Here is a 23767-nt window from a genome sequence, read left to right as displayed (position 1 = left end):
GCCGCCCGCCGGGCCCCGGCCCGCCGACCGGCCGGTCCCGCGCTGCGACCGACCCGTGCGGCTCAGTCCCGCTAAGGGACCGACCCGTGCGGCTCAGTCCCGGAGCGGGACCGACCAGCGCAGTTCGGTGCCGTGTGGTTCGGCTGCGCGTACCTCGAAGGTGCCGGCGTGCCGCTCGGCGCGTTCGCGCAGGTTCACCAGCCCGCCCCGGGCGGCGGCCGGGTCGCAGCCCACCCCGTTGTCGGTGACGATGACGGTGACCCGGGTGGCGTCGACGTGTACCGCCACCGAGACGGCGGTGGCCTCGGCGTGGCGTACCGCGTTGGACAGCGCCTCGCGGAGCACGGCGACGAGTTCGGGGCGGACCTCGTCCGGCACGGCGCTGTCGATCGGCCCGGTCAGCTCCAGCCTGGGGCGGAAGCCCAGCGACTCGGCGGCTGCCTCCACCGCCTCGCGGATCTCGGTGCGCAGCGCCGCGCTCATCGGGGTACGCAGCTCGAAGATGGTCCGGCGGATGTCCTTGATCGTGGTGTCCAGGTCGTCGACCGCGGCGTTGATCCGCTTGGCCACCTCCGGCCGCGAGGTCAGCGGCACCGAGCTCTGCAGTTGCAGGCCGGTGGCGAACAACCGTTGGATCACCACGTCGTGCAGGTCCCGGGCGATCCGCTCGCGGTCCTCCAGGACCACAAGCTGCTCGCGTTCCTCCTGGCCCCGGGCGCGTTCCATGGCCAGTGCGGCCTGACCGGCGAAGCTGCCCAGCAGGGTCACGTCGTCGTCGGTGGCACCGTCGTGGTCGGGGCGGTGCGCGATCACCAGTACCCCGTGCAGGGTGTCGGCGGTGGCCAACGGAGAGATCACCGCCGGCCCGGTGTGCAGCACCGCCGGCCATGGCGCGGCGTGGGCCAGATCCTCCACCGAGTCGTGTCGCCTCTGTGCCACCGGACCGGCGAAGCTGGTGTCGGCGGCCGGCAGCACCGTGCCGACAAGCGCGCGGGCCTGGGTGCCGACGCCGTCGACGACGTCTACCGTGAAGGTGTCCGCCTCCTCGTCGTAGAGCAGCACGAGGGCCAGTTCGGCCTCGGCGACCTCCCGGGCGCGGCGCGCCACCAGGGTCAGTGCGTCGGTGCGGCGTACCTCACCGAGCAGTAGCGAGGTGATCTCGGCGGTGGCGGCGAGCCAACGTTCCCGCCGGTGAGCCAGTGCGTACAACCGGGCGTTCTCGATGGCCACGCCGGCCGCCCCGGCGAGCGCCACGACGATTTCCTCGTCGTCCTCGGTGAACTCGGCACCACCCTGCTTCTCGGCGAGGTAGAGGTTGCCGAAGACCTGGTCGCGGATGCGGACCGGCACGCCGAGGAAGGTGTGCATCGGCGGATGGTGCGGCGGGAAGCCGTACGAGTTCGGATGCTTGGTGATGTCCGGCATCCGCACCGGTTTCGGTTCGTCGATGAGCAGGCCGAGCACCCCTCGGCCGTGCGGCAGGTCACCGATCTTCGCGTGCAGCTCCGGGGAGATGCCGTGGGTGATGAAGTCGTGCAGCATCCGGTCGGGACCGATCACCCCGAGCGCGCCGTAGCGGGCGCCGGCCAGGTCGCAGGCCGCCTGCACGATGCGCCGCAGGGTGCTGCGCAGATCCAGGTCGGTGCCGATGCCGACGACCGCGTCGAGCAGCGCCCGCAGCCGTTCCCGGCTGGTCATCACCTCGCCGACCCGATCCAGCATCTCCTGGAGCAGTTCGTCCAGGCGGACCCGGGACAGCGGGCTGAGGCCGAGCGACGGTGGCTCGTGCCGGGGGTTGGGTGTACCGACGGTCACCCGGCGATGCTAACCGGCGGCTGGCGACGTGGAAACGGGCCGAGGTCGGCGGGGCGCTGGCCGGGCAGCCCGCTAGGCGGCGTCGCCGGAGACCGCCGAGGTGTCCACCACCTGCTCACGGGGCAGTCGCGGGGTGTGCGGTGGGCCGGCGTGGGCCGGGTCGGCGACCCCCAGGCGCAGGACGAGGTACGGGTGGCCGAGCCCGGAGAGCACCTGGCGCAGGGTCTGCCGGGTGGCCGGCACCTCGACCACGCCGCTGAGGGGGACCATCGAGACACCGAGGCGGGTGGCGGTCAGCCAGGCGGCCGAAAGTGCCTCACCGGCGCGTAGCCAGTCGATCGGCTCGTCCTCGTCGCCGTAGAGCACCGCGTAGGACGCCGCCTGGTCGTGTCCCGGCCCGACCGGCAGGGTGCCGGGGCGACCGAAGTCCCGGCCCGGCACGGTGGTCTGTGCGGGCTGCTCCGGCAGCACCTCCGGGGTGAGCCCGGTGCCGCCCGCGCGGCTGGTCCAGTACTCCAGTTCCTCCCGCAGTCGCGAGTCCTCCGACTCGACCGTGGCGGCGCGCGAGGCGGAGGCCGCCAGTTGCAGCATCTGGTCGCGGTCGAGGATCTCCAGCCGGGCACCTTCCTGGCCGGCCGCCGACGCGATGGCGCTCAACGAGTCAGCGGAGATCTGCTCGTCGCTGACCGGCCGCCGGTCGGTGTGCCGCACCTGCATGCACTGCACCGACCGCATCGCGTCCGGGTCGGCACCGGTGGCCCGGGGCGCGGTGAGCCGGGCGAGCAGGTCGGGGTCGCCCGGCTCGGGCATCCGCTGCACGCTCGTCGCCCACCCTTCGGCGGCCAGTGCCAGCCGGGCGTGGTGCAGCGCCGCACCACAGCTGAGGGTCACCAGCTCGCCCTGTGGGTCGGTGGCCGCCAACCTGCTGTCGCGCACCATCCGCAGCTCCAACGCCTCGGGCAGCACCCGCCAGCGCCACGGCTGGCTGTTGTGCACCGACGGCGCGTGACCGGCCATCGCGGCGGCCTCCGCGAGGGCGGTGGTCAGCGGGCGGTGGGTAGCCGGCGTCTGGTGGCTCATCCTCACGACCTTTCGTCTCTGCCCATGGTGCCGCACCTCGGTACGGCTGTGGGCGCGGTCCGGTTCATCGTGCGCCATCGGCCGGCCGCCCGCACGATCCGCAGGTCCCGGTCGGACGGGACCTGTGACCCGCGTTCCGCCTCGGCAGCCCGACCCGGCTGAGACGATCCGCAGGTGGGGGCGGAGCGGTCGGTAGGGGACCGGGGCGCGGGCGAGTGCCTGCCGGAGCGGCCCGCGCGAGCCGAACCCGACCGGTCCGGCCAGCGGCGTCGCAACTGGTGGTTGTGGACCCCGCTGACCGGACTCGGGTTTCTGGTGCTGGCCGGTGCGGCGGCCCGACTGGCCGGATGGCCGGGCGTCGCCGACGCCCTGTGGGCGGGGGCCACCCTCGTCGCGTTGCTGCCGGCCGCCGCGTCGGTGCTGCGGGAACTGGTGCGGCGGCGGTTCGGCGTCGACGTGATCGCCGTGCTGGCGCTGGGCGGGGCGCTTGTGGTCGGGGAGTATCTGGCCGGCGCGGTGGTCGCGGTGATGCTGGGCACCGGGCGGACCCTTGAGGCGTACGCGCAGCGTCGGGCGACCCGCGATCTGCGGGCGCTGCTGGAGCGGGCACCACGCACCGCGCGACGGCGCACGGCCGACGGCGGCGTCGAGGTGGTGCCGGTGGACCGGGTGGCGGTCGGGGACCGGCTGCTTGTCGGCCCCGGTGACGTGGTCGCTGTCGACGGGGTCACCGAGGTCGCCGCGACGCTCGACGAGTCGGTGGTCACCGGGGAGTCCCGGCTCGTCGAGCGGGCGGCGGGGGCGCGGGTGGCCAGCGGTGTGGTCAACGCCGGGGCCGCGTTCGGGCTGCGGGCCGCGGAGAGCGCCGAGCGCAGCACGTACGCCGGGATCGTCCGGCTGGCCGAGGAGGCGACCGCCCGGAAGGCACCGACGGTCCGGCTGGCCGACCGGTACGCCGCCGCCTTCGTGCCGTTCACGCTGGTGCTGGCCGGGCTGGGCTGGGTGCTCTCGGGCGAGTTCCTCCGGGCGGTGGCGGTGCTGGTGGTGGCGACCCCGTGCCCGCTGTTGCTGGCCACGCCGATCGCCATCGTCTCCGGGTTGTCCCGGGTGGCCCGGCGTGGCGTGCTGGTCCGCGACGGCGGGTCGCTGGAGATCCTGGGCCGGGCGCGCACCCTGCTTGTCGACAAGACCGGCACGCTCACCGCCGGCCGACCCCGGGTCGCCGATGTCGTCGCGGCTCCCGGCGTCGACCCCGACGAGGTGCTGCGGTTGGCCGCCTCGGTGGAGCAGTTGTCCTCGCACGTGCTGGCGGCGGCGTTGGTGCGCTCCGCCGGTGAGCGGGGTCTGCGCCTGGTCACTCCGGCGGAGGTGACCGAGGAGCCGGGTCGGGGGGTGGGCGGGCGAGTGGCGGGCCGGCGGATCCGGGTCGGGCAGTTGCCCGGGGAGTTGCCGGGATGGGCCGAACAGGCCGGTCGTCGGGCCGGCGCGGCGGGACACTTGCTGGTCTGGGTGGCCGACGAGGCCGGACCGCTCGGCGCGGTCCTGCTGGAGGATCCGGTACGCCCCGACGCCCGCCGAACCGTCGATCGACTGCGTGCGGCGGGGCTCAGCCGGATCGTGATGGTCACCGGGGACCGGCCGGCGGCTGCCCAGCGGGTCGCCGACGCGGTGGGCGTCGACGACGTGCTGGCCCGGTGCACCCCGCAGGAGAAGGTGAACCGGGTCCGGGCCGAGGCGGAGCGGGCGGTCACCGTCATGGTCGGTGACGGGGTGAACGACGCGCCAGCGTTGGCGGAGGCGCATGTGGGTGTGGCGATGGGGGCCACCGGGGCGACCGCCTCGGCCGACGTGGCCGACGCCGTGCTCAGCGTGGACCGTCTCGATCCGCTGGCCGACGCGGTCGAGGTGGCCCGCTACGCCCGCCGGATCGCGGTGCAGAGCGCCACCGTGGGCATGGGGTTGGCGCTGCTCGCGATGGGTTTCGCGGCAGCGGGCCGGCTGCCGCCCGTGGCGGGTGCGTTCCTTCAGGAGGGAATCGACGTGCTGGTGATCCTCAACGCGTTGCGCGCGCTCCGCGGTGGGCCACGTGGGCCGGCCTGATGTCGGCCGGCCCACGTGTGCGCTCAGCGTTCCCGGACCACCGCCACCGCGCAGTGGGCGTGCTGGAGGAGTTGCTGGCTGACCGACCCGAGCAGCATTCCCCGCAGCCCGCCGCGTCCCCGCGTGCCGACGACGATCAGCTGCGCGTTGCGGCTGGCGTCGATGAGCAGCCCGGCCGGTGCGGCGGCGGCCGTCTCGACGGTCACCTCGACGTCGGGGAAAGTGTCCTGCCAGCGGTGCAGCGCTTCGTCCAACTCGGCGCGATGGTCGGCCAGCGCCGCGTCGCGGGCCTGCTCGCCGAGCAGGCCCCACTGGTCGCGACGAGGCTGCCAGGCCCGCACCACGTGCAGCGGTACCCGCCGTAGTGCGGCCTGTTCGAAGGCGAAACCGAGCGCCAGCAACGAGTGCTCCGAGCCGTCCACGCCTACTGCCACGTGCCCGGTCCGGTCGCCCTCGGTCGGCCGGCGCCGGACCACCACCACCGGGCAGTGCGCGTGCGCGGTGACCGACACGGCTGTCGAACCGGCGAGCAGACCGGCGAAGCCGCCGTGTCCGCGGCTGCCCAGCACCAGCAGGCCGGCCTGCGTCGAAGCCTCCTCCAGGATCAGGGCGGGTGGTCCGTCCAGTACCTCGCCGCGTACGTCCAGGCCGGGGTGGGCGGTGGCGGCGTCCGCCGCCGCCTTGCCGACCAGCTCCTCGACCTGCTGGCGGGCCTGCTCGTCGGGCCACATTCCGGGCGTCACACCCGGCCCGACCCAGCCGGCCACGGTGAGCCACTCGAAGACGTACGCCAGCCGGACCGGCCGGCCGTCACGGCGGGCCTGATCCAGCGCCCACTCCACCGCCGCTGCGGCGTCCGGCGAGCCGTCGTAGCCCACCAGGATCTCCCCGCCGTTCGCCGGCCCGGTGCTCTGCTCGCCCATCACGGGCACCTCCTCACGGGTTGGTCGGGTCGGTCTCGCGGACCCAGCGCCACTCGGCCACCTTCGGGTCGTCCTCGCCGAACCGGCGGGTGTAGTCGCGGGCCGCCTGGCGGGCGTCGGTCATCTCCTGCCGTAGGTGCGCGGCGCGGGCGGCCAGCCCCGGCACCCGGTCGATCACGTCGATCACCAGGTGGAAGCGGTCGAGGTCGTTGAGCATCACCATGTCGAACGGCGTGGTGGTGGTGCCCTCCTCCTTGTATCCGCGTACGTGGAGGTTGTCGTGGTTGGTCCGCCGATAGGTGAGCCGGTGGATGAGCCAGGGGTAGCCGTGGTACGCGAAGATGATCGGCTTGTCGCGGGTGAACAGCGTGTCGAACTCGGAGTCCGGCAGGCCGTGCGGGTGCTCGGCGGCCGGCTGGAGCCGCATCAGGTCGACGACGTTGATCACTCGTACCTTCAGTTCGGGCAGGTGCTGGTGCAGCAGGTCCGCCGCGGCGAGGGTCTCCAGCGTCGGTACGTCGCCGGCACAGGCGAGCACCACGTCCGGCTCGCTGTCCTCGTCGGTGCTGGCCCAGTCCCAGATGCCCACGCCGCGTCGGCAGTGCGCCACGGCCTCGTCCATGGTGAGCCAGTTCGGTGCGGGCTGCTTGCCGGCCACCACCACGTTTATGTAGTGCCGGCTGCGCAGGCAGTGGTCCATCGTGGAGAGCAGCGTGTTGGCGTCCGGCGGCAGGTAGACCCGTACCACCTCGGCCTTCTTGTTCATGATGTGGTCGATGAAGCCCGGGTCCTGGTGGGAGAAGCCGTTGTGGTCCTGCCGCCAGACGTGGCTGGACAGGAGGTAGTTCAGCGAGGCGACCGGCTGCCGCCAGGGAATGCCACGGGTGACCTTCAGCCACTTGGCGTGCTGGTTGACCATCGAGTCGACGATGTGGATGAACGCTTCGTAGCTGGTGAAGATGCCGTGCCGGCCGGTGAGCAGGTACCCCTCCAACCAGCCCTGGCACAGGTGCTCGGAGAGGACCTCCATCACCCGCCCGTCGGGGGAGAGGTGGTCGTCACCCTCGACGGTGCCGGCCACCCAGGCCCGGCCGGTCACCTCGAAGGCGGCCTGGAGCCGGTTGGAGGCGACCTCGTCCGGCCCGAACAGCCGGAACGTCTGCGGGTTGGCGCTGATCACGTCGCGGACCCACTTGCCGAGTTCGCCGGTGGCGCTGGTGACTGTTCCACCGGGTCGGGGTACCTCGACGGCGTAGTCGCGGAAGTCGGGCAGGACCAGATCGCGCAGCACCGAGCCGCCGTTGGTGACCGGGTTGGCGCTCATCCGCCGTGCTCCCTTGGGCGGCAGGTCGGCCAGCTCGGCGACGGGGGCGCCGGTGGCGTCGAACAGCTCCTGGGGACGGTAGCTGCGCAGCCACCGTTCCAACTCGGCCAGGTGTTCCGGGTTGGAACGGACCGCGGAGAGCGGCACCTGGTGGGCGCGGTAGGTGCCCTCGACCCGCTTGCCGTCCACATCGCGCGGCCCGGTCCAACCCTTCGGGGTACGCAGGACGATCATCGGCCAGCGTGGGCGCTCGACAGTCGCGCCGGAGCGGGCGTGGCGCTGGATCTCGGCGATCTCGTCAAGTGCCCGGTCCAGGGTGGCGGCCAAGGCCTGGTGCACCACCGCCGGATCGTCGCCGGCCACCACGTACGGCTGGTAGCCCTGACCCCGCATCAGGTCGAGCAGGTCGGACTCGGGGATGCGGTCCAGCACCGTCGGGTTGGCGATCTTGTATCCGTTGAGGTGCAGGATGGGCAGCACCGCGCCGTCGCGGGCGGGGTTGAGGAACACGTTGGACAGCCAGCTTCCGGCGAGTGGGCCGGTTTCCGCCTCGCCGTCCCCGATCACGCAGGCGACCAGCAGGTCGGGGTTGTCGAAGGCGGCGCCGTAGGCGTGACTGAGCGCGTACCCCAGCTCGCCGCCCTCGTGGATCGAGCCCGGCACCTCCGCCGCGACGTGGCTCGGGATGCCGCCGGGGAAGGAGAACTGGCGGAACAGCCGGGCCATGCCTGCCTCGTCGCGACCGATGTCGTGGTAGAGCTCGCTGTAGGTGCCTTCGAGCCAGGTGTTCGCGACTAGTGCCGGCCCGCCGTGCCCGGGCCCGGTGATGTAGATGGCGCTGAGGTCCCGGGCCACGATGGCCCGGTTCAGGTGGGCGTAGATCAGGTTCAGCCCGGGGGAGGTGCCCCAGTGCCCGAGCAGTCGGGGCTTGACGTGCTCGGGCGCCAGCGGTTCACGCAACAGGGGATTGTCCAGCAGGTAGATCTGCCCGACGGTGAGGTAGTTCGCCGCCCGCCAGTAGGCGTCCAGCCGGCGCAGTTCGTCATCGGTCAGGGGGCTTCGCAGGTCTACAGCGGTGTCCATACTGCTTGAGCCTCTCGCGGGTCGGTGAATCCTGCATCCGCAATCGCGCGGTTTCCTCTGTCAGCTTCGCCGAATCGGCGTTCCTGGATCAGGGCCGTTGGTCCCGCCGGCCCGGGTGTCACGACCCGTCACGGCCCGGTGCGGCGGTCACACCGCGAATCACGATCACCGGGGCCGGGGCGTGGTAGAGCAGCGACTGGCTGACCGCACCGAGCATGCCGCGCAACGGCTCCTCGCCCCGGGCGGCGACCACCACCAGCTGCGCCGAGCGGGCCTGGTCGACGAGCACCTCGTTGGGCTCGCCCCGGATGACGTGGCACTCGACGGCGGTGTCGGGATGGTTGGCCCGGTGGCGGGACACCGTCTCGCTGAGTCGTTCGGTGGCCTCCTCGACGATGCCGTCGGAGTCGACCACCCAGACCGCCAGCAACCGTGCCTGATGCCGGTTGGCGCAGGTGAGCGCCCAGTCCAGGGCGATCTCGCCGGAGGCTGAACCGTCGACCCCGACCAGGACCGGGCCGGCGGGTGGTGGTTCCCGTCGGGCGATCAGCACCGGGCACTCGGCGCGGGCGGCCACCTGCACAGCGGGACTGTCGGCCGGGATGCAGCGATCGCAGTGGGCCATGCCACCGTCGCCGACCACCACCATGAAGGCGGTGTCCGACCTGCGGACGAGGTTCGCCACCGCCGAGCCCTCGGCGATCTCGGCGGTCACCGGCACGTCCGGCTCGTCCTCGTTGACCACACGTGTCGCCTCGGCGAGCAACTGTTCGGCGTCGGCACGGGAACCGGAAACCGCTGGCGCGTCCATGGCGGCCCAGTTGAACGCGTGCAGGAGGTGCAGCCGGCGTCCGTGGGCGGCGGCGACCCGGGCGGCGAGGCGGGCCACCGGCAGGGCGTCCTCCGGACCGACGCCGACGAGCACCGGCGCGTCGCTGGCTGCGGCCACTCGACATCACCCCCGCAGCTGTGCCACCCGGCCTGCGTCTGAGGCTAGTCGCGGTGGTACGCCCCGCGGGCCGGATCGCGGCACGCCCGGGCTGTCGATGGTCCTGGTCGGTCACTGTCGAACTGAACCGGTCTGCGCCCGCACCGCCGTGGGCAGGATGGTGTCAACTCGGGTTGACGAACGCCGGGTGTCAATGTAGGTTGACGCCATGAGTCAGGCGACAGAACTCGCGGCTGCGGCCGGCAGCACCGACCCCCGGGTCGGCCTGCGTGCCGTCCGGGCCCTGCGCCGGCTGCTCGAACGGCTTGAGGTGGTCCAGGTCGACAACGCCCGGCGACAGGGCTGGTCGTGGCAGGAGATCGCCGATGCCCTCGAGGTCAGCCGGCAGGCGGTGCACAAGAAGCACGCCGGGCGACCGGCTGTCGAATCCTCCTGGGAGGCGTGATGTTCGAACGATTCACCGACCGTGCCCGCGCGGTCGTGCGGCAGGCCCGCGAGGAGGCGTGTGCCGAGGGTCAGCGGCCCGTCGGCACCGAGCACCTTCTGCTCGCCATCCTCGCCGATGAGGACGGCCTGGCCGTACGGGTGCTCCGCGACGCGGGCGTCACCGCCGACGACCTGCGCGCGCGGATCCGCCACCACACCCAGACCGGTGGCAGCGGCCTGGGCGAGGCCGACGCGGCGGCGCTACGCGAGATCGGCATCGACCTGTCCGCCATCGTCGCCCGGATCGAGGAGTCGTTCGGCCCGGACGCCCTCCGCGAGGCGATGCCGGCCCCGCGCCGCCGGTGGGGCTGGCGGCGGCCGACCGGCGGCCCGTTCTCCGCCAGCGCGAAAAAGGTGCTGGAGCTGTCCCTGCGCGAGGCGCTTCGGCTGCGTCACCGCCACATCGGCACCGAGCACATCCTGCTCGGCCTGCTGCGCGAGGGCAACGGGCTCGCCGCACTGGCACTCACCGAGTCCGGCGTCGACCTGAACGACGCACGCCACCGCGTCGAGCTCGCCCTGCGCACCACCGCCTAACACTCCCCGCCTGCCCCGCACCCCCGCACCCTTCTTCCGCGATCTTGCAGTTCTGGTCGTTGTTATGCGGCTCTTGTGGCGTATGCACCGACGAAAACTGCAAGATCGCCGGTGAGGGCTGGGTGCGGGGCGGCGGGGTGCCCCGGGGGTGGGTGGGTTAAACGTGGGGGCCGGTGTTGGCGGGGTGAATCGGGGCACAGCGGCGTCGGGTCGCTGAAGCCGGCGCGGTGCTGCACACTGGCGCCGTGGAAGCTGGACGGCAGGAAGGGCCGCTGCGGAGTGCGGTGGTGGTCAACCCGGTGAAGGTGACCGATCTCGACGCGCTGCGGCGGACCGTCGGTGACACGCTCGGCGCGGCCGGGTGGCCGGAACCGCTGTGGTTCGAGACCACCCCCGACGATCCTGGCCGGGGCCAGACCGAGAAGGCCCTCGCCGCCGGGGTCGACGTGGTCTTCGCCTGCGGTGGTGACGGCACGGTGATGGCCTGCGTCGACGCCCTCGTCGGCACCGGGGTGGCGCTGGCCGTGCTGCCCCAGGGCACCGGCAACCTGCTCGCGGCCAACCTGGGCCTCTCCGACGAACTGGCCGCCGGGCTGGCGGTGGCCGTCGAGCGCGGCCGGCGCCTGCTCGACGTCGGTGAGGTGGACGGGCAGCACTTCGCGGTGATGGCCGGCATGGGCTTCGACGCCCAGATGCTCGATGCCACGAGCGAGACGACGAAGCGGCGGATCGGCTGGCCCGCGTACGTGGTGGGGGCCGCGCGACACCTGCGGGACCGGCCGATGCGGGTGTGGATCCGGCTGGACGACCAGCCGCCGCTGCGCCGCCGCGCCCGTTCGGTGCTGATCGCCAACGTCGGCCGCCTCCAGGGCGGGGTCACCCTGCTCACCGAGGCGGAGCCCGACGACGGCTACCTCGACGTCGCCGTGCTCACTCCGCGTACGCTGCGGCACTGGCTCTCGCTCGGTTGGGCGGTGCTGCGCAAGCGTGACCGGGTGCCCCGGATGGAGGTGTACCGCGCCCGCCGAGTGGAGATAACAAGTAACCGGAATCAGCCTCGGGAGTTGGACGGCGACCTGATCGAACCGGGCCGCGAGCTGCGGGTGCAGATTCGGCGGCGGGCGTTGTGGCTGTGCGTACCGCGACCGGAGCAGGCGCCCGACCTGACCGAGGACGTCACGGCCGCCGCCGAGCGGGGTGAACGCCTGGTCGAGGAGGGCCGAGGTGAGCGCGAGGAGTGAGCTTGCGAGCCCCGCGGTCGGGAACGACGGGGCCGCTCGGTGAGCAGCACCAGGATCGTGCCGGAGACCCGGCTGATGTCCGACGAGCAGCTCTGTGCCGATCACGCCTGGCAGACACTGCGCCGGGAGGGCGGCTGGCACCTGTTGCGCGACGCCTTCACCCGGTTCCGTTTCGGCGACGGTTTCAGCCACTCCCGGGCCTTCGCCTTCCAGCTCTGCCTCGCCGTGGTGCCGTTCCTGATCGCCCTCACCGGTCTGATCTCCGAACTGGGCGTGGCCGAGGGCGGGGAGGTGGTCGCCGACACGGTGCTGGCGTTGACTCCCGGCACCAGTGACCAGATGGTCGCCGAACTGCTCGGTGGGGGCGATGAGGCGGGCGCCGAGCGGGTCGAGGAGACCGGCGAGGTGGCGCTGACCCTCGGCCTGCTCACCGGTCTGGTGGCGTTGACAAGCACCATGGCCCAGATCGAGCGGGGCGCCAACCGCATCTACGGTGTCGAACGGGACCGTCCGGCGCTGCGGAAGTACCTGCGGGCGGCGGTGCTCGCGGTGAGCGCCGGTCTTCCGGCGCTCGCCGGGTTCCTCATCCTGGTCGGCGGCGGGCCGATGGGCGACTCGGTGGAACGCCACTACGCCTGGGGTGATGCCGCCAGCACGGTGTGGGACGTGGTGCGGTGGCCGCTCAGCCTCGGCTTGACGGTGCTCGCTGTCGCGGTGCTGTTCCGGCACGCTCCCCGTCGCCGTCAGCCCGGGTTGTCGTGGTTGCTGTTCGGCGCCGGCATCGCCACCGCCCTGTGGTGGCTGGCCAGCCTGCTGCTCGCCGGCTACGTGCGGTTCAGCGAGGACTTCGGGCAGACCTACGGCGCGCTGGCCGGAATCATGGCGCTGCTGCTGTGGGCGAACCTCACCGGCATGGCGCTGTTCGGCGGGCTCTCCTTCGCGGCGCAACTGGAGGCTGTCCGCATCGGTGTGCAGGAGCCGGCCAAGCCCGACCTGTGGGAGCCGGACGCGCAGCGGGTCCCCATCCACGACACCGGCGAGATGACCGCACTCTGACCCACCCGGCCGCCGGCACACCGTCGGGTGTACCCGAGCGGCGTACCGGGTACAGCCGGTCGCCAGAAGCGAAGGAGGCTGCCGTGGGCGCGGTCAGGGACGTACTGCGACGACCCCTCGGGCACTTCACCGAACGTACGCTCGCCGGCTTGGCGCTCGTGCTCGGTGCCGGGGTGGGCTTCGGGTTGCTGCTGGTGCTGGTCCGCGTACGGTGGTCGCCGTTGTACGACGTGGACCACGGTGTCGCCGAGTGGCTCAACGAGCAGGTGGCACCGATCGGGCCGCTGGTGACGGTGCTCAACGCCATCACCGACCTCGGTGGACGGGCGGTGATCATCTGGTTGGTGACAGTCGCCGTGGTCGGGTTGCTGATCCGCCGGCAGGGGCGGCTCGCGGTGTTCCTGATCGCCTCCGGTGTGGGTGCGCTGATTCTCGATCCCTCGCTCAAGACGCTCGTCGACCGGTTGCGTCCCGAGGTGGACGTGCCGATCGGCGCGTACGCGGGACAGAGCTTCCCGAGCGGGCACGCCCTCGGGTCGATGGTGGCCTATGGCGCGTTGCTGCTGGTGTTCCTGCCGGCGATGGCCCCCCGCTGGCGTCGGGTCGCGATGGTCCTGACCGCCACGGTCGTCTTCCTGATCGGGTTCACCCGGGTCGCGCTCGGCGTGCACTTCCTCTCCGATGTGATTGGTGCCTGGCTGCTCGGCGCGGCCTGGCTGGGCGTCACCGGGTACGCCTTCCGGTTGTGGCGGTTGGAGCGGGGCCGGCCCGCGGTGCCGCTGTCCGAGGGGTTGGAGCCGGAGGCCGGGCACGAGGTGGCACTGGCACCGAACGAGGAGAAGTTGCTGCCGCACGCGCGGGCCGGCGTCGCCGAGATCATCGTCGGCTGGGTGCTGGTGTTCGGTGCCCTCTACGCCTTCGGCATGTTCGTCAGCTACCACGCCGACAACACCTTCCTGGCCCGCCTCGACGAGCGGGTGCCGCTCTGGTTCGCGGAGCGTCGGACCGCCTCGCTCGACGAGTTCAGTTGGTGGTGGAGCAAGTTCGGGGACACCCACGCCATCATGCTCATCTCGCTCGTCTTCTGCCCGCTGGTGCTGGCGATCTGGCGGCGCTGGCGGCCGGTGCTCTTCGTGGCGCTCACCATGTTCGGCGAGTTGACCCTCTTCCTGGCCAGCGCGGCGGCGGTGGACCGGCCGCGTCCGCCGGTGGAGAACCTGGACGGCCCGATGCCCACCTCGTCGTTCCCGTCCGGGCACATCGCCGCCACCCTCTGCGTGTGGGTGGCGATCGCCGTCATCGTCTTCGTCCGGACCGACAGGTGGTGGCGGTGGGTCTTCGTGGCGCTCGCCGTGGTGATGCCGGTCGGGGTGGCGGTCTCCCGGATGTACCGGGGCATGCACCATCCGACCGACTTCATGGGCGCGATCCTGCTCACCACGCTGTGGATCGGGCTGTTGTACTGGGTGATCCGCCCCAACGAGGACGTCCGGCAGGGCAACGAACCGGCCATCGAGTCCGAGGACGTGGACACCCTCGACGACGAGTTGGCCCGGGCCGGTCAGCCGGGCTGAGCCGGCCGTGCTGAGGGTGATGACCTGGAACATCCGGACCGGCGGTAGGGACCGCGGTGGTGCGGACCGGCGCGAGCTGGTGGCCCGGGTCATCGCCCGGCAGCGGCCGGACGTGCTCGCCGTTCAGGAACTGGGCGGTCTCGACGTCGACGGCTTCGCCGCCGGCGTCGGGCTCCGGCCGTACCTGGCCCGTTCCTGGCTGGGGCAGCCGGTCGCGCTGCTGGTGCGTCCGCCGTGGCCGGTGCTGGCCGCCGCGCCGGTACGCCGGCCGTTCCACCACGCGGCCCCACGCGTGGTGGTGGGCACCGACGCCGGTCCGCTGACTGTGCTCGGCACCCACCTCGATCCGTACTCAGGAACCCGCCGGCTGGTCGAGGCGGGGTGGGCGGGCGCCGCGCTGCGCCGCAGCCGGGACGGCCTGGCGCTGCTCGCCGGTGACCTCAACACCCTCGACCCGTACGGCGGGCACGCCGACCGGGTGGGCCAGCTGCCGCCCGCGTACCGTCGCCGGCACCTGCGCCGGGACGGGCGGACGGTGGAGACCCGCGCGGTGGCCCGGCTGCTCGCCGCCGGGCTGGTGGATCTCGGGATGAGTGCCGGACCCACGGTGCCGACCTCCCACGGTGGCGCGGAGTTCGCCGACATGCGCTTGGACTACCTGCTCGCCACCCCCGCGTTGGCCACCCGCCTCCGGCACGTAGGAGTGATCCGCGACCCCGACACCGAGCACGCCTCCGACCACTACCCCCTGCTCGCCGAGTTCGCCCTCACCCCGCCCCTGCCACGTTGATCAAGAGGTTCTGGTCTCCGACACGCCGACGTCGGAGACCAGAACCTCTTGGTCAACACTGAAGGGGAGTCACAGGAGCAGGTTGAGCAGGACTGTCAGGACGATCGAGGCGACGATGGAGAAGAGGATCATCAGGAGGCAGCCGACGCCGCCGCCGGCGGGGCGGATCTCCGTGTTACCGATGCGCATCGACTGTCACACCTTTCTGCTCACAGGTCGCGGAGTCGGGGCAGGAGTTCGTCCTGCGCCCAGTCCAGAAACATCGGCTGGCTGTCGCCGCCCACCTGAACCAGGGCCACGTGGGTGAAGCCGGCGTCGACGAACTTCTTGACCGCCGCCACGTGCTTGTCCACGTCGGGGCCGCAGGAGAGGCCGGCCGCCACGTCCTCCTCGCGCACGCTGCGGGTGGCCGCCTCGAAGGAGTCGGTGTCGGGCAGATCGGAGTTGACCTTCCAGCCCAGCCCGAACCAGCGGAACTGGTCGTGGGCGATTTTGCGGCACTCGGCCTCGTCCGGCCCGTAGCAGATGGCCACCTGCCCGTATCGGGGACGTCCGGCCCCGCCGGCCTGCTCGTACATGTCGACCAGGTGCGGCTCCGGATCGGTGGCGATCATGCCGTCGGCGTACTCGGCGGCCAGCGTCGCGGACTGCCGACCGGAGGCGGCCACCGCCATCGGCACGGGCGTGTCGGGCCGGTCCCACACGTAGGCGTCGGGCACGTCGAAGTGGTTGCCGGAGAAGGTCAACGTCTCGCCGTTGAGCAGCGGGCGGATGATCTGCAACGCCTCCTCGAACATCTCGTGCCGCTGCTGTACGTGCGGCCAGCCGCCCACGACATGCTCGTTGAGGTTCTCCCCGGCACCGAGGCCGAGGGTGAACCGGCCGTCGGAGAGCACCCCGAGCGTGGACGCCTTCTGCGCCACCACCGCCGGGTGGTAACGACGGATCGGGCAGGTCACGAAGGACATCAGCTTCGCGCGGGAGGTGGCGTGCGCGACCGCGCCCAAAACCGACCAGGCGTACGGTGAGTGGCCCTGTGACTCCAACCAGGGGTAGTAGTGGTCGGACATGACGAGGTGGTCGAAGCCGGCCGCCTCGGCCCGCACGGCATGGTCGACGAGTTCCTTCGGACCTGCCTGTTCACACATCAGGGTGTAGCCGATGTTGACCATTGACGTCTCCTTCCGGGCCGGGGTGGACCATTCCGGATACCCCGGCCCGGATCGGTCAACCCTGCTCGACGCTTGACGGTGCGCTCGGCGCACGCCTACCGTTGTCTGAACCGGTTCAGAGGCCGGCCTGGTGTGCATCCTGTGGTGGGGATGTCCGCCCCCGTGGCGGCTCGGTGTCTCCTGGGTCGTCACGGGTAGCCGGCTTACTGAACCGGTTGCTTTCGTTATCCCATCGGCATACGCTGATGCCTCGCCGGGTCTGAGCGCGGCTGTCGGGCTGCAGCCGCTCACCTGCCAGTCACCGCACCCCCTGGGCACGGGGGAGAAACTCCTGCGAGGAATGCATGAGAAAACTGTTCGCGGCTGTCGGCGCCGTCCTGCTGGCGACCGTCGCCGCAGTGTTCGCCTTCGGGCCCTCGGCCCACGCCGCCGCCGGCTTCACGGTCAGCAACGGGCGGCTCTACGACGCCAACGGCAACGAGTTCATCATGCGCGGGGTCAATCACGCGCACACCTGGTACCCGAACCAGACCAGTTCCTTCGCCGACGTCAAGGCCCTGGGCGCCAACTCCGTACGGGTCGTGCTCTCCAGTGGCGACAGGTGGACCCGTAACAGCGCCGCCGACGTGTCGAACGTGATCCAGCTCTGCAAGGCCAACCGGTTGATCTGTGTGCTGGAGGTGCACGACACCACCGGGTACGGCGAGCAGAGCGGGGCGATCACCCTGGACCGCGCCGTCAACTACTGGCTCAGCATCGCCAGCGCGTTGAACGGCCAGGAAGCGTACGCGATAGTCAACATCGGCAACGAGCCGTACGGCAACCAGAACTACTCGTCGTGGGCCACCGACACCGCAAACGCGATCCGGAGGCTGCGCACCGGCGGTCTGACGCACACCATCATGGTGGACGCCCCGAACTGGGGTCAGGACTGGTCCTTCACCATGCGGGACAACGCGCCCACCGTGTTCAACGCCGACCCGGCCGGCAACACGGTCTTCTCGATCCACATGTACGGCGTCTTCGACACCGCAGCCGAGGTCAGCGACTACCTGGGTCGTTTCCGCAGCCGGGGCCTGCCGATCGTGGTCGGCGAGTTCGGACACAACCACTCCGACGGCAACCCGGACGAGGACGCCATCCTGTCCTACACCCAGGCCAACGGCATCGGTTGGCTGGGCTGGTCGTGGAGCGGCAACAGCGGCGGCGTCGAGTACCTCGACATGGCCACCAACTTCAACCCGAACCAGCTGACCAGTTGGGGCCAGCGGCTGTTCAACGGCACCAACGGCATCCGGCAGACCTCGCGGCAGGCAAGCGTCTACGACTCGACCCCGCCGACCACTCCGCCGCCGTCGACCCCGCCCCCGTCCACCCCGCCCCCCTCGACTCCGCCGCCCTCGACGCCGCCCCCGTCCACCCCGCCGCCGGGTGCCGGATGCACGGCTACCTACTCGATCGGCGGACAGTGGCAGGGTGGTTTCCAGGGTGAGGTTCGGGTGACCGCCGGCGCCAGCGCCATCAACGGCTGGACGGTGCGCTGGACGTACGCCAACGGCCAGACGGTGACCCAGTCCTGGAACGCCACTGTCACCAGCAGCGGGTCCACGGTGACCGCCCGGAACGTCGACTACAACGGCCGTCTCGGCGCCGGGGCCAGCACCACCTTCGGCTTCCTCGGCAGTTGGAACGGCACCAACTCGGCTCCCACGGTGACCTGCACCGCAGGCTGAACCGGCAGCGACGGTGGCCGGGCCCGCGCGGGCCCGGCCACCACCGCATGTAGGTGAACCGTCCCGGCGGCCTGGCCCGTCCCGGCTGCCCTGGTCCGACCCGGCTGCCCTGGTCCGACCCGGCTGCCCTGGTCCGGCCCGGCTGCCGGCCGGCGGTCTCACGGGTCGCTGGTGCCCGGTGCCCTCCGGTCGAGGTGTAAATGGGGCTCAGTCGGAACTGCCTGGACCACGAGAATTCACCGATTGTGCAGGTGGGCCAATGACGGTGTCCGCCCATTTCACCAGTTCGGTGCATTCGGAGAGGTCGGCATGGTCACAGTCCAGAGCGTGGGAAATAATTGCCAACGATGCTTGTGAGTCGCTTATTCGCCGTCGTAGTACGTTTCGCTGCTGGGCCAACAGCCGGCGCCGTGCCGCCGGATCGTCCAGGTTGGTCAGCAGCGCCCGCAACTGACCGAGGGTGAACCCGGCCTCCTTCCCGAGCAGGATCAGGCTCACCTGGTCCAGGTGTTTTCGCTGGTAATGGCGGCGCCCGTTGGGTTGTCGCCCGGGCGTGAGCAGACCCATCGCCTCCCAGTGCCGGAGGACGTGTGGAGCCAGGCCGAACCTGCCGGCCAGCTCACCGATAGTCATCGGTCGGTCACCAGATCTTGACTTCATGTCAGCATTAACTTGCATCATTGTGATTGGCGTCAAGCCGCGGCGGCCGATTCCCGGAAAAGCGATGCAAGTCTTGACAAGTGGAGGCGTCAGTGCAGTTGTTGCGTCAAGCGGGTCATGCGAGGTTGCGGGCGGTATTGACCATGCTGGTCGTACTCGCCGCGGCAATCGGCGTCAACCTGGCGGCGTCGTCGCCGGCCAGTGCGGCGACCACGACCATCTGCAAGAGCTCCGGAGTGCCGGCGGGCTATGTGATCATCGCCGAGGGCTCGTCCAGCTCCTGCCCGTACGCGTACCCGAACACCTGGACCATCACCACCCCGTCCACCACCGGCAACACCACGGTCTGCAAGGTGTCGAGCATTCCGTCCGGCTACGTCATGATCAGTGAGGGCAGTTCCACCCAGTGCCCGTACTCGTGGCCGAACACGATGACGATCCGCATTCCGTCCACGAGCAGCACGACGGTGATCTGCAAGTCCTCGCCGCTGCCGACCGGATTCGTGATCACCGCTGAGGGCAGTTCCACGCAGTGCCCGTACTCCTGGCCCAACACGTACAGCATCCGGATCCCGGCGGCGTCCGGCACCACCGTCGTCTGCTCGATCTCGCCGGTGCCCGCAGGCTACGTGGTGGTCGGAACCGGCTCGTCCACCCAGTGTCCGTACGCCTGGCCGAACACCAAGTCGATCCGACGCGCCTGACCGGAGCGCGGTGTCGTAGGGCGCACTGAGCCTGGTTCAGACGGCGCACACGGTCCTGAGACACCGCACCGGCGCTACTCGCCGGGCGGCCCGAACCCGGGTCGTCCGGCGAGACGGCGCTAATCCGTACCGCATCGGCTTGTTTTTCAGCCACCTCACAGGCCCGCTCGATAGGGTGCCCTGGTCCGCGTCCGCTCCCACAATGGAGTTCGGGCACCAGACCCCGCAGGAGTACCGATGGTCTTCAAGAAGATGTTGAGCGCGTTGGGCGTGGGCGGTCCCAGTGTGGACACCGTCCTGGCCAACCCGAACACCAGGCCCGGGCTGGCCCTCGACGGTCAGGTCAACCTGCTCGGCGGGGACGCTCCGGCGAACATCGAACAGATCGCCATCGGCCTGGTCACCCGGGTCGAGATCGGTGAGCAGGCCGGCGTGATGGAGTTCCACCGTCAGGTGGTGAGCGGTCCGCTCCAACTCACCCCGAAGCAGGCGCTGTCCATCCCGTTCCAGCTGCCGCTGCCCTGGGAGACCCCGATCACCGCGGTGTACGGCCAGCGTCTGCACGGCATGTCGCTCGGGCTGCGGACCGAGCTGGCGATCGCCCGCGCGGTCGACAAGGGCGACCTGGACGAGATCAACGTGCACCCGCTCCCGGTGCAGGAACGCATCCTGGAAGCCTTCCTCCAACTCGGCTTCCGGTTCAAGAAGGCCGACCTGGAGCGCGGTCTGATCCACGGCGTGCAGCAGACGTTGCCGTTCTACCAGGAGATCGAGTTCTTCGCCGCGCCGCAGTACGCGCAGACCATCAACGAACTCGAACTGACTTTCGTCACCAACCCGCACGGCGTCGACGTGGTGCTGGAGTGCGACAAGCGCGGCGGCTTCCTGACCCCCGGTCACGACGTGTTCGGCCGCTACCAGGTGGCGCACACCGACGCGGAGCGCTCCGACTGGACGCAGGTGGTCGACGGCTGGTTGCAGGAGACGATCGGCCGCTTCGGTGCCATGCGTGCCCAGGCGTTCGGCCCGCAGGGTTACGGCGCGCAGAAGTTCGGCCACCCGCACCAGCGCCGCGGTGGTGTCGGCATGGGTGGCGTGGTGGCCGGCGCCGCGCTGGGAGCCGCCGGTGGCATGCTCGCCGGCCACATGATCGGTAACGCGTTCGAAGGTGCCGAGGAAGAGGTTGCCGATGCCGCCGGTGACTTCGGCGGCGACTTCGGCGGCGGTGACTTCGGCGGCTTCGAGGAGTTCTAGGCACGACGAGACGGTGGCCCTTCGGGAGAGATCCCGAAGGGCCACCGTGCGTACGCGGGCCGGTCACGGCCTCGCCTGCGGGGTCACCGCCCCCGCTTACGCTCCTCACCGGAGCGCTTCGGGCTACCGGCCTTGGCCAGACCACGGCTACCCAGGTAACCGAGGGTCAGCAGGGTGATGAAGAACCACGCCTGACCGGGGTTGTTCAGATTCAGACCGTAGTCGGTCGTGCCGCGCCAGAAGGCGGCGATGACCACAGCGGTGACGGCAGCCGCGTAGATCCAGAACTCAGTGGTCAGGAACGACTGCTTCGTCTCCGTACCCGGCGCCGGCATCTGCTCCCGGTGCCCGTCGTGCATCATCGGCATCTGACGGGTGGGTGCCTCCTGCATGGCCGCGCGGTTCTGCACGTCCTGCGCCGGGCGGTTCATCGGCCTGGTAGATGCAGCCTGCGTGCTCATCTGTCCTCCTCAGGATTGATGAGTCGTAACCTGCGACCCTCGCCCCGCTACCGCGTGTCGGCCACGGCACGGTTCGCGCACTTGGCGGGGGCACCCCGCGTCTACCCCTCGGGTCGGGGGCAGTAACGCCGGCCGGGCCACGATTACCGCCGTTCGCGCGGGCGACGCCTGGTGTGCCGCGTCGCCCGCGCGGCGGCTCACCGCAGGCCGCTGCGCACGGCCACGCTGACAAGCAGATCCGGGTCGTCGGTGATGATGCCGTCGACGCCGAGGTCGATCACCCGCTGCATCACCGCCGCGTCGTTGACGGTGTAGGGGATCACCTTCAGGCCGTACCGGGTCTGCAGGGTGCGTACGTCCGGTCCGTGGAAGTACGTCGGGTCCTGCCGGAGATACCAGTCCGGGTGGCTGACCGAACCCTGCGCCGGATCGTGCACCTGCCAGTTCGCCGACACTGTGGTGGCGCCGGCCGTTCGGGTGAGCTTGCCCAGGTCCCGGTACTTCCACCAGTCCAGTCCGGCGGTCCACGGGCTCTTGACCGACCGGTCGCCGTACACCGCGCGCAACGAGCACTCGTCGGCCAGCCCGGTGCACTCCGCCGGCCCGTACTGCCAGACCAGGGCCACCGTCTCGATGCGTCGATCGAGCTGCCGGGCGTAGGTGATGGTGCGCCAGTCGAAGGACTGGATGGTGACCCGGCTGGTCAGACCGGCTCGCTGCACGGCGGTGACCAGCTTGCGGGTGAAGCTGCGGTACGGCTCGGTGTCGTTCACCAACGGGCTGATCTTCGTCTCGACGTTCAACCGGATGTCGGTCCGGCCGCTCGCCTCGACCAGCGCGAAGACCTCCTCCAGGGTGGGGATCCGGGCCCCCGGCACGGGCACCTGGTCGGGCATGTCGACGGCGGTCCTCGTACCACAGTCGAGGGTCCTGAGCTGCGCGAGAGTCAGCCGGTGCACCAGCTTGCCCACGTAGGGGAACTGCGGGTCGCCGGGTCGCACCGGCGCGGTGTCGAGGCAGTGCGAGCCGTTGACCGTACGGTCGTGCAGCACGACGAGCCTCCCGTCGGCTGTCACGCCGGTGTCCAGTTCCAGGGTGGAGATCGCCGGGTTGGCCAGGGCGTTGGCGAAGGCGGGCAGGGTGTTCTCCGGTCGGGTGGCCCGTCCGCCACGGTGTGCCTGGATGTCGAACGGCGAGGCGTACGCCCGGGGCAGCCGGTAGCCGCGCTGGGTGAGCAGGGTCCGCAGCCGGTCCGGGTAGTCGGTGATGATGCCGTCCACCCCGTCGTCGATCAGCTTGGCCATGGTCGGCACGTCGTTCACCGTCCACGGGATCACCCGGATGCCGTTGCGGTGCGCGTGGGTCACCATCTCCCGGGTCACGTACGGCCGGTAGCCGGGGTCGGTGACTGTGCCGTTCTGCGGGAAGCCGTGCACCGGTGAGAACGCGGTGACGCCCAGGCTGCGGATCGCCCGGATCGGGTCGCCGCCGAAGTCGTCGATGTCCAGCCCTCCCAGCCACGGCGACGCGCCCGGTTGCCCGACCTGGAGGAAGTCGTAGTTGGTGAGCGCCACCAGCGGCAGGCGCGGTTCGACCTGACGCATCCGCCTGAGCGCGCCCCAGTCGAAGCTCTGGATGGTCACCTGCCGCAGCAGGCCGGCGGCCCGGATCTCCTTGGCGGTGACCTGGACGAACTGCTCCCGTGGCGCGGTCTCGCTCGGCGCTCCCGCCTCCACTTTGGTCTCGATGTTGAGCGTCACGTCGTCCGCCCGGTACCGCTTGACCAGGGCGAACACCTCGCTCAGCAGCGGCATCCGGGCGCCGGGCACGGCGAGTTGGCCGGGCCGGTCCGGCAGCGTACGCGAGCCGCAGTCGAGGGTGCGTACCTGCGCCAGGGACAACGTGTTCACGTACTTCCCGACGTACGGGAAGTCGGGGTCACCCGGGACGACCGGGGCGGTGTCGGCGCATTTCGTGGCGCTGACGCGCCGGTCGTGGGTGACCACGGCCCGCCCGTCCTCGGTGATCTGGACGTCCAGTTCGAGGGTGCTCACCCCGAGCTGGAGGGCGTTGCCGAACGACGCGAGGGTGCTCTCCACCCGCAGCCCGAGTCCACCCCGGTGGGCCTGTAGGTCGAAGTCCCGGTCTGGTCGTGGTCGTGCCGCGGCAGGCGCCGCCAGCATTGTCGTCACGATCGTCACGGCCAGGGCCGCGACGGCGGTACGGCGTACGGTGCGCACGCTGTCCTCTCCCTCCTGCGGGGATCTCCCGCCGAATCCGCTGCACAGCATCGGCAGTGGGCACGGCGGGCAGGCGAGCGCAGTGCGACGGCCCGGTGAACCGACGGTGCGGGTTTGCCGCGCCGGTCACCGGGCACGCACCGAGACCGACCCTTCTGCGAGGTGATGGATCGTGCGTGAGGACGAGATGCGACAGGACGCCGCCCGCCGGGCCGAGCAGCGGATCGCCGGCGGCGTGTACGGCGAAGGTGCCCTCGACGAGGTGACAGTGCCGCCGACCGATGTGGAGAGCCAGTTGCAGCGCGAGGACCCGGACGATCCGGCTGACGTGCCGATCGACCCGACAGTGCTGCGCGACGGCGGGCCGACGCGCGGTCAGGGCGCGATCACCACGACCGGCGGCACCGCCGGCCCGGCGAGCGTCCGCCGGGTGGCCCGCCAGCCGGAGCGCCACCGTGGCACTGTCGCCCCGACGACGACAGGCGACGCCACCACCGGCGGAATGACCACCCCGCCCGGCGGCCCCACCAGCGACCAGTCCACCCCCACCACCCACCAGGGCAACTTCGAATAACCCCACCCACC

At 71.1% G+C, this 23767-nt stretch carries 20 protein-coding genes; 11 read left to right on the top strand and 9 right to left on the bottom strand.

The genetic code is table 11. The annotated features are described in order from the left end of the window. Window positions 1–93 precede the first annotated feature (93 nt). Together CLT74_RS13735 and CLT74_RS13730 are read right to left on the bottom strand one after the other, a co-directional pair. A complete protein-coding gene (locus CLT74_RS13735) occupies window positions 94–1722 on the bottom strand; it encodes a GAF domain-containing sensor histidine kinase (protein ID WP_486582727.1) in 1629 nt (542 codons plus the stop codon). Between the two features lie 165 nt (window positions 1723–1887). Next, a complete protein-coding gene (locus tag CLT74_RS13730; protein ID WP_099851950.1) occupies window positions 1888–2895 on the bottom strand; it encodes an Acg family FMN-binding oxidoreductase in 1008 nt (335 codons plus the stop codon). Between the two features lie 174 nt (window positions 2896–3069). Here CLT74_RS13730 and CLT74_RS13725 point away from each other — a divergent pair, with 174 nt between their 5' ends. Then, window positions 3070–4995 carry a heavy metal translocating P-type ATPase gene (locus tag CLT74_RS13725; RefSeq protein ID WP_099846898.1) on the top strand — a complete coding sequence of 642 codons (1926 nt, stop codon included), beginning with the start codon at window positions 3070–3072 and terminating at the stop codon, window positions 4993–4995. 23 nt (window positions 4996–5018) lie between these two features. Here the strand turns inward: CLT74_RS13725 and CLT74_RS13720 are convergent, their stop codons facing one another. The 3 genes from CLT74_RS13720 to CLT74_RS13710 form a co-directional block, all read right to left on the bottom strand. After that, window positions 5019–5918, bottom strand: coding sequence for a universal stress protein (locus CLT74_RS13720; RefSeq protein ID WP_099846897.1), 900 nt, complete (start codon window positions 5916–5918; stop codon window positions 5019–5021). 13 nt (window positions 5919–5931) lie between these two features. Next, the gene (locus CLT74_RS13715) at window positions 5932–8325 is read right to left on the bottom strand and encodes a phosphoketolase family protein (protein WP_099846896.1); all 2394 of its coding nucleotides are present in this window, start codon (window positions 8323–8325) and stop codon (window positions 5932–5934) included. Window positions 8326–8443: 118 nt separating this feature from the next. Next, the gene (locus CLT74_RS13710) at window positions 8444–9274 is read right to left on the bottom strand and encodes a universal stress protein (protein WP_099846895.1); all 831 of its coding nucleotides are present in this window, start codon (window positions 9272–9274) and stop codon (window positions 8444–8446) included. 208 nt (window positions 9275–9482) lie between these two features. Between CLT74_RS13710 and CLT74_RS13705 the strand changes: the two genes are divergently transcribed. The 6 genes from CLT74_RS13705 (at window position 9483) to CLT74_RS13680 (ending at window position 14958) form a co-directional block, all read left to right on the top strand. Further along, window positions 9483–9719 carry an HTH domain-containing protein gene (locus CLT74_RS13705; protein ID WP_013732409.1) on the top strand — a complete coding sequence of 79 codons (237 nt, stop codon included), beginning with the start codon at window positions 9483–9485 and terminating at the stop codon, window positions 9717–9719. After that, window positions 9719–10297, top strand: coding sequence for a Clp protease N-terminal domain-containing protein (locus CLT74_RS13700; protein ID WP_099846894.1), 579 nt, complete (start codon window positions 9719–9721; stop codon window positions 10295–10297). Before CLT74_RS13705 ends, CLT74_RS13700 begins: the two co-directional genes overlap by 1 nt. 245 nt (window positions 10298–10542) lie before the next feature. Next, window positions 10543–11538, top strand: coding sequence for a diacylglycerol/lipid kinase family protein (locus tag CLT74_RS13695; protein ID WP_486582300.1), 996 nt, complete (start codon window positions 10543–10545; stop codon window positions 11536–11538). Between the two features lie 39 nt (window positions 11539–11577). Next, window positions 11578–12594, top strand: coding sequence for a YihY/virulence factor BrkB family protein (locus CLT74_RS13690; RefSeq protein WP_099846892.1), 1017 nt, complete (start codon window positions 11578–11580; stop codon window positions 12592–12594). A gap of 83 nt (window positions 12595–12677) precedes the next feature. Continuing rightward, window positions 12678–14168 carry a phosphatase PAP2 family protein gene (locus tag CLT74_RS13685; protein WP_099846891.1) on the top strand — a complete coding sequence of 497 codons (1491 nt, stop codon included), beginning with the start codon at window positions 12678–12680 and terminating at the stop codon, window positions 14166–14168. Between the two features lie 7 nt (window positions 14169–14175). Next, complete coding sequence (locus CLT74_RS13680) at window positions 14176–14958, top strand: endonuclease/exonuclease/phosphatase family protein (RefSeq protein WP_099846890.1); 783 nt, start codon at window positions 14176–14178, stop codon at window positions 14956–14958. A gap of 209 nt (window positions 14959–15167) precedes the next feature. Here the strand turns inward: CLT74_RS13680 and CLT74_RS13675 are convergent, their stop codons facing one another. Further along, on the bottom strand, window positions 15168–16130 hold the full coding sequence (locus tag CLT74_RS13675) for a TIGR03557 family F420-dependent LLM class oxidoreductase (protein ID WP_099846889.1): 963 nt from the start codon (window positions 16128–16130) through the stop codon (window positions 15168–15170). Between the two features lie 344 nt (window positions 16131–16474). Between CLT74_RS13675 and CLT74_RS13670 the strand changes: the two genes are divergently transcribed. Beyond that, window positions 16475–17863 carry a cellulase family glycosylhydrolase gene (locus tag CLT74_RS13670; protein WP_099846888.1) on the top strand — a complete coding sequence of 463 codons (1389 nt, stop codon included), beginning with the start codon at window positions 16475–16477 and terminating at the stop codon, window positions 17861–17863. A gap of 207 nt (window positions 17864–18070) precedes the next feature. Here CLT74_RS13670 and CLT74_RS13665 read toward each other — a convergent pair whose 3' ends face one another. Further along, a complete protein-coding gene (locus tag CLT74_RS13665; RefSeq protein ID WP_158240266.1) occupies window positions 18071–18496 on the bottom strand; it encodes a MerR family transcriptional regulator in 426 nt (141 codons plus the stop codon). Window positions 18497–18666: 170 nt separating this feature from the next. Here CLT74_RS13665 and CLT74_RS13660 point away from each other — a divergent pair, with 170 nt between their 5' ends. Further along, a complete protein-coding gene (locus CLT74_RS13660) occupies window positions 18667–19227 on the top strand; it encodes a hypothetical protein (RefSeq protein ID WP_099846886.1) in 561 nt (186 codons plus the stop codon). A 237-nt stretch (window positions 19228–19464) separates the two neighbouring features. Beyond that, the gene (locus CLT74_RS13655; protein ID WP_099846885.1) at window positions 19465–20481 is read left to right on the top strand and encodes a sporulation protein; all 1017 of its coding nucleotides are present in this window, start codon (window positions 19465–19467) and stop codon (window positions 20479–20481) included. An 83-nt stretch (window positions 20482–20564) separates the two neighbouring features. Here the strand turns inward: CLT74_RS13655 and CLT74_RS13650 are convergent, their stop codons facing one another. Then, on the bottom strand, window positions 20565–20942 hold the full coding sequence (locus tag CLT74_RS13650; protein ID WP_099846884.1) for a hypothetical protein: 378 nt from the start codon (window positions 20940–20942) through the stop codon (window positions 20565–20567). A 197-nt stretch (window positions 20943–21139) separates the two neighbouring features. Next, complete coding sequence (locus tag CLT74_RS31355; RefSeq protein ID WP_158240265.1) at window positions 21140–23041, bottom strand: glycerophosphodiester phosphodiesterase family protein; 1902 nt, start codon at window positions 23039–23041, stop codon at window positions 21140–21142. Window positions 23042–23354: 313 nt separating this feature from the next. On the opposite strand from CLT74_RS31355, the gene CLT74_RS13635 reads away from it, so the two are divergent. Then, entirely contained in the window at window positions 23355–23756 is a 402-nt protein-coding gene (locus tag CLT74_RS13635; RefSeq protein ID WP_099846882.1) for a hypothetical protein, read from the top strand. Window positions 23757–23767 lie beyond the last annotated feature (11 nt).

The organism is Verrucosispora sp. CNZ293 (genome assembly GCF_002754655.1).
The sequence above is the reverse complement of the archived record's forward strand: the minus strand, read 5'-3'. Positions and strand labels throughout refer to the sequence as shown.